10 protein-coding genes are annotated in these 11067 nt (G+C 67.9%); 2 read left to right on the plus strand and 8 right to left on the minus strand.

Going from position 1 to position 11067, the window contains the following annotated elements; translation table 11 throughout:
- From ACEN88_RS15550 to ACEN88_RS15575, 6 genes are all read right to left on the minus strand, one after another.
- Positions 1–236: AbrB family transcriptional regulator (locus tag ACEN88_RS15550; protein WP_413340952.1), on the minus strand; the 236-nt coding region annotated here is incomplete at its 3' end.
- An 80-nt stretch (positions 237–316) separates the two neighbouring features.
- Positions 317–1390 carry an ABC transporter ATP-binding protein gene (locus tag ACEN88_RS15555; protein WP_413340954.1) on the minus strand — a complete coding sequence of 358 codons (1074 nt, stop codon included), beginning with the start codon at positions 1388–1390 and terminating at the stop codon, positions 317–319.
- 21 nt (positions 1391–1411) lie between these two features.
- A complete protein-coding gene (locus tag ACEN88_RS15560) occupies positions 1412–3208 on the minus strand; it encodes an ABC transporter permease (protein WP_413340968.1) in 1797 nt (598 codons plus the stop codon).
- 139 nt (positions 3209–3347) lie between these two features.
- A complete protein-coding gene (locus ACEN88_RS15565) occupies positions 3348–4448 on the minus strand; it encodes an ABC transporter substrate-binding protein (protein WP_413340955.1) in 1101 nt (366 codons plus the stop codon).
- Between the two features lie 20 nt (positions 4449–4468).
- A complete protein-coding gene (locus tag ACEN88_RS15570; RefSeq protein ID WP_413340957.1) occupies positions 4469–5422 on the minus strand; it encodes a tripartite tricarboxylate transporter substrate binding protein in 954 nt (317 codons plus the stop codon).
- A 21-nt stretch (positions 5423–5443) separates the two neighbouring features.
- Positions 5444–6499, minus strand: coding sequence for a porin (locus ACEN88_RS15575; protein ID WP_413340958.1), 1056 nt, complete (start codon positions 6497–6499; stop codon positions 5444–5446).
- A gap of 164 nt (positions 6500–6663) precedes the next feature.
- Here ACEN88_RS15575 and ACEN88_RS15580 point away from each other — a divergent pair, with 164 nt between their 5' ends.
- The gene (locus ACEN88_RS15580; protein ID WP_413340960.1) at positions 6664–7362 is read left to right on the plus strand and encodes a response regulator; all 699 of its coding nucleotides are present in this window, start codon (positions 6664–6666) and stop codon (positions 7360–7362) included.
- Between the two features lie 2 nt (positions 7363–7364).
- Positions 7365–8819 (plus strand): sensor histidine kinase, encoded by a 1455-nt coding sequence (locus tag ACEN88_RS15585; RefSeq protein WP_413340962.1) that lies wholly within the window; start codon positions 7365–7367, stop codon positions 8817–8819.
- On the opposite strand, the gene ACEN88_RS15590 is transcribed toward ACEN88_RS15585, so the two are convergent.
- The gene (locus ACEN88_RS15590; protein WP_413340964.1) at positions 8797–10146 is read right to left on the minus strand and encodes a sigma-54-dependent transcriptional regulator; all 1350 of its coding nucleotides are present in this window, start codon (positions 10144–10146) and stop codon (positions 8797–8799) included. The genes ACEN88_RS15585 and ACEN88_RS15590 overlap by 23 nt on opposite strands.
- A gap of 10 nt (positions 10147–10156) precedes the next feature.
- A partial coding sequence (locus ACEN88_RS15595) for a sensor histidine kinase (protein WP_413340966.1) occupies positions 10157–11067 on the minus strand: 911 nt, incomplete at its 5' end.

Raw genomic sequence — 11067 nt, forward strand, 5'->3', positions numbered from 1 at the left:
GCGCCGGACAGCCGGCGCAGCAGCGCGCCGCCCGCCATGCCGAGGCAGATCGCGAACGAGACGGCCAGCAGGATCCAGCCGAGGTGCCGCGCCAGCACCGCCAGCACGGGCGCGCTGAAGTACAGGCCCAGCGCGGTGCCGATGGCCCACTGCCCGGCCTCGCGCGCCTGCACGGGGGCGGAGAGGCGCGCGCCCAGCATGCAGGCGATCGCCGTCGAGAACAGCGGGCCGATCATCCACGGCAGCGGCGTGTCGAGGAAGATGCACAGTTGCGCCGCCGTGAAGGCCAGCGCCAGCGCGGGGAGGAACGTCCTGATCAGAACACCCAGAGCTTTTCGGCCGGCATCTCGAGCCAGTACTGGCCCGGATCGACGCGGTACTTGGAGTACGCGCGCACGCTCGAATTACCGTGCTTGAACAGGCATTCCCACCGGTCGCCCAGGTACATGCAGGTGGACAGCGGCAGCTGGATGCCGTTGTCGACGGGCGTGCGGCCGATACGCACTTCTTCCACGCGGATCAACGCCGACGCTTCCACGTCCGGATTCGATGCGCCGCTGCCGCGCGCCGTCGCGTTCAGCGCCATGCCTTCCACCTGCACGCGCGCCGCGCCGCCGTTGCGCGCCACGACGCGCGCCGGCAGGCGGTTGTTACTGCCCATGAATTCCGCGGTGAACAGCGTGTCCGGCGACTCGTACATCGATTGCGGCGTACCCTGCTGCTCGATCTTGCCGTTGTTGAGGAGGAGGATGCGGTCCGAGATCGCCATCGCCTCGGCCTGGTCGTGCGTGACCATCAGCGCCGACAGGCCCAGGCGCACGATCAGCTCGCGCAGGAACGCACGGGCTTCCTCGCGCAGCTTGGCGTCCAGGTTCGACAGCGGTTCGTCGAGCAGGATCACGGGCGGGTTGTAGACGAGCGCGCGGGCGATCGCCACGCGCTGCTGCTGGCCGCCGGAGAGCTGGTGCGGGAAGCGTTCGCCCAAGTGGCCGAGGCCCAGCTGCGCGAGCACTTCGCGCACCTTGGGCTCGATGTCGCGCGCGGCCATCTTGCGCAGCTTGAGGCCGTAGGCGACGTTGTCGAACACGGTCTTGTGCGGCCACAGCGCGTACGACTGGAACACGAGGCCCAGGTTGCGCGCTTCCGCCGGCAGTTCGAGCTTCTTGCTGCCGTCGTACACGCGGCGCTCGCCGATGTCGATCGTGCCGGCTTTCGGGCTTTCCAGGCCGGCCACGGCGCGCAGCAGCGTGGTCTTGCCGCTGCCCGAGGGGCCCAGCAGCGCCACCACTTCGCCGCGCTGCAAATGCATCGACACGCCCTTCAGGATCGGGTTGGCGGTGGCGCCGCTGCCGTAGTCGAGGTGCAGGTCGTTGACGGTCAAAACGTTCATGATGTTTGTCTCGCGATTGATTTAGTTATGCAGCTTGACGCCGAAGCGCAGCGCGATCCCGAGGCCGATGGCCACGAGCGTGATGTTGATGAACGAGAGCGCGGCCACGAGGTCCGTCGAGCCGCCGGCCCACAGCGACACGAGCATCGCGCCGATCACCTCGGTGCCGGGCGACAGCAGGTACACGCCCGTCGAGTATTCGCGTTCGAAGATCAGGAACACCATCAGCCAGGCGCCCAGCATGCCGAACTTGATCAGCGGGAGCGTCACGTCGCGGGTCACGCGGCCGCGGCTGGCGCCGACGGCGCGTGCCGCCTCTTCCAGTTCCGGGCCCACCTGCAGCAGCGACGTCGACACGAGGCGCATGCCGTAGGCGAGCCACACGACGGAGTACGCGAGCCACAGCGCGAAGATCGTCGAGCGCATCTGGCGCAGCGCCGGGATGAAGTGCTCCGACAGCCACGCGGCCACGCCGTTGTCCATGCCGTGCAGGATGCCGTCCAGCCAGCTCGGCACGAACAAGAACACCCACAGGAACGACAGGCCGGCCAGCAGGCCCGGCACGGCGCGCGGCACGAGGACGCTGTAGTCCAGCAGGCGCGTGATGCCGTCGTTCTTGCGGTGCATGGCCAGCGCGATCGCGGTGTAGCAGGCCACGGCCAGCGCGCCGCCGATCACGCCGATCAGGATCGTGTTGACGATGCCGCGCACGAGCGACGGCTGTTCGAAGATGTCGCGGAAGTGCTGCAGGGTGAGCACGTCGGCCAGCTTCACGCCCTCGCCCCAGTACTGGACGAACGAGCGCAGCACGATGCCGGTCAGCGGCAGCACGATGGTGACGGCGATCCACGTGCCCAGCACGGCGAACGCCACCCACTTCCACTTGCCCAGCGCGAGCGGTTTCTGGCGCGCGCCCTTGCCCTTGATGGACACGTATTTGTTGGCCGACTTCAGGAGCCAGCGCTGCAGCATCACGAGCGGCATCGTCACGGCGACGAGGCAGACGGCGACGGCGGCCATCAGGTGGTACGACGGCGTGCCCAGTTTGTTGGTCAGCTTGTACAGGTAAGTCGCCAGCACGAGGTGGCCTTCCGGGTCGCCCAGCACGAGCACGAGGCCGAACACTTCGAAGCCGAGGAAGAACACGAGCACGCCCGCATACGCGAGGGCCGGCATGATCATCGGCAGCGACACGTTGAACATCACCTGCCACGGCGACGCGCCCGAGACGCGCGCCGCTTCCTCCACGTCGGAGCCGAGGCTCTTCAGCGCGGACGAGGCGTACAGGTACACGTGCGGCACGTGCGTGAGGCCGGCGATGACGACGATGCTCGTGAACGAGTACACGTTCCACGGCACGAAGCCCAGCAGGTCGTGCGCCCACGTCGAGTAGAAGCCGACCGGGCCCATGGCGACGACGTAGCCGAAGCCCATCACCATCGGCGACACGAAGATCGGCACGAGCAGCAGCGGCGCGACGATGCCGCGGCCCGGCAGGTCGGTGCGGACCATCAGGAAGGCGAGCATGCCGCCCAGCGGCACGGCGATGGCGGCGAGACCGGCGGCCAGGATGAGGCCGTTCTTGAAGGCGAGCCAGAAGTCGCTGTCGTCGAAGATGAAGCGGTACGCGTCCAGGCCGAGCATCTTGTCGGGCATGAAGAACGGCGCCGTCAGGAAGCTCTGGTAGAAGATGAGGTACAGCGGCAGGAAGATGGCCACGCAGGTGAGCAGCACGACGATGCCGCGCGTCCAGTTGAAGCGCGGCGCGCGCACGGCCGGCAGGCTGCCGGCGTCGGCGCCCTTGGATTCCAGTGGCATGGTTGAAGTAGGCATGGGAGTGTCCGATCGATTTGGAACCAGTCAACTCCGTCGTTCCCGCGCACGCGGGAACCCATGCTGAGCGTCCTGGTCGGCTCAGTATGGATCCCCGCTTTCGCGGGGATGACGGCTTGAAGACTTACTTCTTGCCGGCAGTGGCCTTCCACTCCTTCAGGAACGCCAGGCGCAGCGCCGGATCCAGGTATTCCCCGACGGCCGGGCTGACCGGCAGCGGCTTGATGTTCTTCTCGCCGACCATCTTGATCAGGTCAGTCGACGTCGTTTCGCCGGTGACGTCGGCGCGGATCGCGTACAGCTTGGAGGCATTGGCGATGACGGTCTGGCCGCGGTGCGACAGCATGTAGTCGATCCACAGCTTCGACGCGTTCGGGTGCCTGGACATCTTGTTGATGAACTGGACGCGCGAGATGATCAGGGTGTAGTCCTTCGGCAGCACGACGCCCAGCGACGGATCGTTCTTGGCGCGCACGAGCGCATACGAACCCATCACGTTGTAGCCGATCAGGTTTTCGCCCGACGAGATCCGCTCCAGCATGGTGCCGGTCGACGACTGCACGCGCACCCTGGCCGCGCCGAACGCCTGTTCCAGCTGCTTGTATTGCGGGAAGGCGCGCGCATCCTGCGTCATGAACATGAAGCCGACGCCGGATTTCTCGATGTCGTAGGTCGTGACCTTGTCCTGGAATTTCGGCTGCTGGATGATGCGCACGAAATCGGCGTGCGTCTGCGGGACTTCCTCCGGCTTCAGCAGGCGCTTGTTGTAGACGAAGGCGGCCGGCTCGAACGTGGTGCCGTAGGCGATGTCCTTCCAGACGGCCCAGCCGGGGATCTTCGCCGCTTCGACCGATTTGTACGGCAGCGCATAGCCGCCGGCGGCCAGCTTCATCTGCAGGTCCATCGCGGAAGACCACAGCACGTCGGCCGTGTCGCCGCCGGCCGCGTTCTCGGAGAAGAAGCGGTTGTAGACTTCGGTCGAGTTCATGTCGTTGTACTCGACCGTGATGCCCGGGTACATCGACTTGAAATCGCTGATCAGCGGTTCGGCGGCCTTGCTGTCGGTGGCGCCGTAGATCACCAGCTTGCCTTCCTTCTTGGCGGCGTCGATCAGTTGCTGGTAGCCGGCCGGGTAGCCTGCCGGGGCCTGCGCCAGCACCGGTGCGGCGAATGCGAAAATGGCAGCTGCAAAGGTGGTCGCAAATGCGGTCTTCTTGAAATTCATGGTTGTCTCCTAGGGTGTTGTCAGTGTTCGCGGACCAGGTTGAATTCCCTGGCCTGTCGGTTGTAATCGTTGATCGCCTGCTTGACCCAGCGCGTGAGCGCGTCGCCCGTGAGCGAGAACGGGTACAGGCCGGCCTGGCTGCGCAAAGCCGCGAAATCGGGGGTGGCCTGCACGCGGGCGAAGGCGTCGACCCAGCGGCGGTAGTCGGCATCCGGCACGCCGGGGCCCATCCATACGCCGCGGATCACGGGCCACACGATGTCGTAGCCCTGCTCGCGCGCGGTCGGCACGGACGCCAGCACACCGGCCAGGCGCTTCTCGGCCAGCACGGCCAGCACGCGCACCTTGCCCGGTCCGGCATACAGCGCCGCTTCGGATGCGTCGCCCGAGATCACCTGCACGTAGTTGGCGCTCATCGCCGTGAACGTCTCGCCGCCGCCTTCCAGCGCGACGAAGCGCAGGCGCCGCGGTTCGATGCCGGCGCGGCGCGCCAGCAGCGCCACCTTCATCCAGTCCTGGCTGCCGATGGTGCCGGACACGCCGATCAGGACCTGCTTGGGATTCTTGCGGATCGCGTCCATCAGCTCGTCCAGGCTATGCCACGGCGCGTCGGAACGCACCGCGATCATGCCGTAGTCGACGCCGAGCGCCGCGACCCAGCGCACGTCGGCAGCAAGCGCCTTGCCGAATTTTCCTTCGGCGAGATTCAGCAGCGAACCGCCCGAGAACGCGACGAGCGTGTCAGGCTCGGCGCGCCGCTGCGACACGAGCGTGTGCCACGCGACGGCGCCGATCCCGCCCGGCAGGTAGGCCAGTTTCAGCTTCGTGTCCGGCAAGGCCTTCTGGGCCAGCTTGCAGGTCAGGTCCATGGCGCCGCCCGGTTTGGACGGCACCACGCATTCGGCGTTGGCGCTGGCCGCCGCCGCTGCCGCGGACAGTGCCGCGGCGGTAAGGATCGAGATGGCGCGCTTCATGATGTTGCGGCCAGGGGTCGGTCAGAACCGGTACTGGATGCCGGTGGTGACGCCGGTCTGCGTCGACCCGAAGCCCGGATCGTCGCGCGACAGGCCCACGAGCTGGCCGTGGTCGGCCTTGGCATGCGCCACCGACGCGTACAGCCAGACGCGCTTGGACAGCGAGTACATGGCGCGGCCCACGAGCATCGTCGGATCCGCGTCCTTCGCGGACGGCAGGTTCTTCGTGTTGACATGGTAGACGGCGCCCGTCAGGGTCCACGGATAGGCCGCCCAGGTGGCGCCGGCCCAGTAGGTGTCGCCGCGCACGTCCGGCGTGGCGGCCTTGCCCGACTGGAGCTTGTAGCCGCGCATGCCGGCCTGGTAGGTCATCGGACCCGCCTTGTACAGGGCGCCCAGGTGGAAGGCCGTCGTCTTGTCGCGGTCGCCGGTGGCGGCGAGCGTGTTGCCGTTGATTTGTTCGTACGACGCCATCACGCCGACCGGGCCGCCGAACCAGGAACCGCCGACGGCGTACTTGCGGCCATCGGCCGCGTTGCCGGCCTGCTCGCCCATGCCGACGGTGGCGCCGTAGGTGAAGCCGCCCGTGGTGCCGGTGTACTTGATCAGGTTGTCGAACGCCGTCGTCATGCCGTACTTGGACGGGCCGGTGGCGTTGCTCGACGTCGCCCACGAATAGTTGGGCGCGAAGCCCATCGGGTCGAACTTGATGACCAGGTCATAGGTCGTCGTGAACGAGCGGCCGATGATCACGCGGCCGAAGCCGCCTTCGAGGCCGACGTTGGCCTGGCGCTTGAACAGGTTGCCGTCCTGGGCGCCGGTGTCGAGCATGACGCCGCCTTCCAGGTTGAAGATGGCTTTCAGGCCGCCGCCCAGGTCTTCGCTGCCGCGGAAGCCCCAGCGCGACGTGTTCTTGCCGCCCGAGACGACGCGCACCTGGCTGCCGTCGCTGGCGGATGCGTGGTTCACGTATTCGACGCCGGCATCCACGATGCCGTAGACCTGGACATTGGTCTGGGCGGATGCGTTCAGGGAAAGCGCTGCCAGGACGGCGAGCGCGAGGGCCGATTTCTTCATATTGTCTCCGTTGTTGTCATCAAGGCGGTCGTGTGCCGCTTCGTGAGATCAAGGATAGGTCCGCCAACCTTTCAATCAGCTTTCACTGAACCTTTCAATGTCGGGTGTTGTGGAAATCACTTACCCATGAAGACACGGCGCGTTCCGTGGCTTACACTGGCGCGATGCGAATCCTGTTAGTCGAAGACCACGTCGAGCTGTCGCACTGGGTATCCAAAGCCCTGCGCGACGCCAATCTCACCGTCGAATGCGCGGCCACCGGCGCCGACGCCGACGCGCTGTTGCACACCCAGGACTACGCGCTCGTGATCCTGGACCTGACCCTGCCCCGCATGGACGGCCTGGAAGTGCTGCGCCGCCTGCGGGCGCGCGGCGGTACGCGCGGGCGCACGCCCGTGATGATCCTGACGGCGCGCGGCGGCCTGGAAGAACGGGTGCAGGGCCTGAACCTGGGCGCGGACGATTACCTCGCCAAGCCGTTCGAACTGGCCGAACTGGAAGCGCGCGTGAAGGCGCTGCTGCGCCGGAGCGTCGGCAACGAGGCGCTCGTGCACACGTGCGGACAGCTCAGCTTCGACACCGTCGCGCGCATGTTCACCTACTGCGGCGAGCCGCTGGCGCTGACGCCGCGCGAACACGCCGTGCTGGAAGCGCTGATCTCGCGCCCGGGCCGCGCCGTGTCGAAGGAAAAGCTGTTCGACGAAGTGTTCGCGCTGGACGACGACGCCAACCTCGACGCCATCGAACTGTACATCCACCGCGTGCGCAAGAAACTGGACAAGCGCCCGGACGGCGGCGCCGCCATCGCCACCCTGCGCGGCATCGGCTACCTGCTGCAGGAACGGCCGCCGGCCGCGTCCTGAGCATGCGGTTCCCGCCGGCGGCGTCGACGAAGCTGGGCAGCCTGCGCGGCCAGCTGCTGCGCTGGCTGATCGTGCCGCTCGTGATCCTCGTCGCGGCCAACGCCGTGTCGCTGTACCGCGACGCGCTCGACGCCGCCGACATCGCCTACGACCGCTCCCTGCTCGCGTCCACGCGCGCGCTCGCGGAACGCGTCTCGGTCCGCGACGGCAAGGTCGTGGCGGACGTGCCCTACGTGGCGCTGGACAGCTTCGAGACCGACACCCTGGGGCGCATCTACTACCGCGTGGGCGGGCTGCATGGCGAGACGGTGTCCGGCTACGACGACCTGCCGCCCGTCCCGAAGGACACGCCCCGCTCGGAACTGTATCCGGCCCTCGTGCGCTTCTACCACGCCGACTACAACGGCGAGCCGGTGCGCATCGCCGCCCTGCTGCAGCCCGTGTACGACGATTCCATGCGCGGCATCGCCCTGATCCAGGTGGGCGAGACGCTGGACGCGCGGCGCGCGCTGTCGCGGCGCATCCTGCTCAACACCCTGCTGCGCCAGGCGCTGCTCGTGCTGGCCGTGGCGACGCTCGTGTGGTTCGCCGTGCGCCTCGTGCTGCAGCCGCTGATGCGGCTGAAACAGGTCGTGGAGACGCGCGCGATCTCCGACCTGTCCGACGTCGACGAAGCCCTCGTGCACCGCGAAGTGCGGCCGCTGGTCGCCGCGATGAACGGGACGATGGCGCGCATGCAGAACCTGATCGCGAGCCAGCGCCGCTTCATCGCCGACGCTTCGCACCAGCTGCGCACGCCGCTGACGGTGCTCAAGACACAGGCCGAGCTGGCGCTGCGCGAAAACGATCCGGCCGCGATGCAGGCCATCGTGCGCTCGATCGCGGCGACGACCGATTCGACCGTGCACCTCGCGAACCGCCTGCTGACGCTCGCGCGCATCGAGCACGGCGGCGCGAACGCGGCGCTCGCGCCGGTGGCGCTGTCCGAGGTGGCGCGCCAGGTGGGACTGGAACTGGCGCTGCCGGCCGTCCAGAAAGGCATCGACCTCGCGCTGGAAGCGGAAGACGACGGCGCCACGACCATCGACGGCCAGGCGCTGCTGCTGCACGAACTGGCGAGCAACCTGGTCGACAACGCGATCCGCTACACGCCGCCGGGCGGCACGGTGCTGCTGCGCGTGCGGCGGCTGATCGGCGTCGTCGTGCTCGACGTGCAGGACAGCGGGCCGGGGCTCGATCCGGCCGAATACGACAAGGTGTTCATGCCCTTCTACCGGGCGCAGGCGACGCTGGAGAGCAATCCGGGCGGCACGGGGCTGGGCCTCGCCATCGTGCGCGACATCGCCACGGTGCATGGGGCGACGCTCGAGCTGGCCAAGGCCGAAAGCGGGCGCGGATTGAAGGTCAGCGTGACCTTCCCCGCGCCCGCGATGGTCAACGATAATCGTCCGGCGTAAGCCCGTACTTCTGCATCTTGTAGTACAGCGTCTGCTTGGGCACCCCGAGCGCCGCGGCGACGTCCACGACGCTCCCCGCCGCCCGGCGCAATTCCTGTTCGATGACGGCGCGCTCGAACGCGCCCACCTGGTCCGCGAGCGGCACCGCCGCCGCCGTGCGCGCGGTCAGCAGGCCGTCCGCGCCACTGGACAGGCCCAGCACGAAGCGCTCCGCGATGTTGCGCAGCTCGCGCACGTTGCCGGGCCAGTCGTGCGCCATCAGCGATTGCATCAGCGGCCCCGGCACCGTGGGCGCGGCGCGCTTGTAGCGGGCCGCCGCGCCCAGCATGAAGTGTTCGAACAACAAGGGGATGTCCTCGCGCCGCTCGCGCAGCGGCGGCAGGTTCAGCACGATCAGGTTCAGGCGGTAGTACAGGTCGCTGCGGAATTTCTGCTGGTCGGACCATTCCTTCAGGTCGACCTTCGACGCCGCGATGACGCGCACGTCCACCGGCACCGGGTGGTTGGAACCGAGCCGCTCGACGTAGCGCTCCTGCAGCACGCGCAGCATCTTGACCTGCAGCGACAGCGGCAGGCTCTCGATCTCGTCGAGGAACAGCGAGCCCTTGTCGGCGTGCTCGATCTTGCCGACCTGGCGCTTGGTCGCGCCCGTGAACGCGCCCGGTTCGTGGCCGAACACTTCGCTTTCGAAGATGTTTTCCGGGATCGCGCCGCAATTCAGGGCGACGAAGTGATGCGCGCGGCGGCGGCTGAACTGGTGCAGGCAGCGCGCCACCATCTCCTTGCCGGTGCCCGTCTCGCCGTAGATCAGCACGTCGGCCGATTCGTCGGCCAGGTCCAGGATCAGGCGGCGCAGGTTGCGCATCGGGGCCGAATCGCCCAGCAGCATCGCCTCGATGCCCTCGCCGTTCGCGATGCGGTGGCGCAGCGTCTCGACTTCCAGGATCAGGCGCCGCGTCTCCAGCGCGCGCTGCACCGCCTCGACCAGCTGCTCCGACGAATACGGCTTGGGGATGAAATCGTAGGCACCGCCGCGCATCGCGCCGACGGCCATCGAGATGTCGCCGTGGCCCGTCACGAGGATCACCGGCAGCTGCGCGTCGATGCCCTTGACGGCGGCCATCAGCTCGATGCCGCCCATGCCGGGCAGGCGCACGTCGCTGACGACGACGCCGGCGAAACCGGGTCTTATTTGCGCCAGCGCCGGCTCGGCGGCGTCGAACGCCTCGACCTGGAAACCGGCGAGATCGAGCGCCTGCGCACTGCCCGCGCGGACGATGGCGTCGTCTTCGACGAGCAGCACTTTCATGGATTCGTATGTAGACATGGTAGCTATCCTACTCCGCCCGGGGCAGATCGATGATGAACCGGGCACCGCCCTCGGGTGGCGACTCGGCCCGCAGCCGGCCGCCGGACTCGCGTACGATCTGCTCGGAGATCGCGAGCCCGAGGCCCAGCCCTTTGCCCTGCGGCTTGGTGGTAAAGAAGGGTTCGAACAGGTGCGCGCGGACATCCTCCGGGATGCCGGGACCGCTGTCAGTCACGGAGATCAGGACGCGCGCGCCCTCGCGCCCCGCTTCGACGACGAGCTGGCGCGAGACACTCCCCGCCATCTCCATCGCGTCGAGCGCGTTGCTGAACAGGTTGACGAGGACTTGCTGCAGCCGGTTGCTGTCGCACAGCGCGTACAGGTCGCGCGGATGGGTCGCCATGCGGAATCCTACACGTTCCTGCGCGATGCGGCGCTCGACGAGGAACAGCGCCGCGGTGACGGCATCCGCCACCGGCACGGCGCTCGGCCGCGTGTCGGACTTGCGCGCGAACTGGCGCAGCTGCCCGGTCAGTTGGCCCATCCGCTCGACCAGTTGCGAGATGGTCGCGAGGTTCGCGGAGGCATCGGCGTGGCGGCCGCGCTCGATCAGCACGCGGGCATTGTCCGCCATCGTGCGCAGCGCCGTCAGCGGCTGGTTCAGTTCATGCGTGATGCCGGCGGAGAGCTGCCCGAGCACGGCCATCTTGCCCGCCTGGACCAATTCGCTCTGTGCCTTGCGCAACTGCTCTTCGGCCTGGCGGCGCACGGCGTTCTCGTCGCGCAGCTCGCGCGTGATCTGCTCCAGGCTCGCGGTGCGGTCGGCCACCAGGTTTTCCAGCTGGTCGTACGCGCGCTGCAGATCCTCGCGCGCCCGCTGGCGCTGCCGGCCCAGGCGGTGGCGCTGGCGCGCATACAGCACGAGCATGACCGCCAGCG

Origin of the sequence: Massilia sp. CT11-108 (genome assembly GCF_047302915.1) — a bacterium.
Taxonomy (GTDB): domain Bacteria; phylum Pseudomonadota; class Gammaproteobacteria; order Burkholderiales; family Burkholderiaceae_D; genus Telluria; species Telluria orientalis.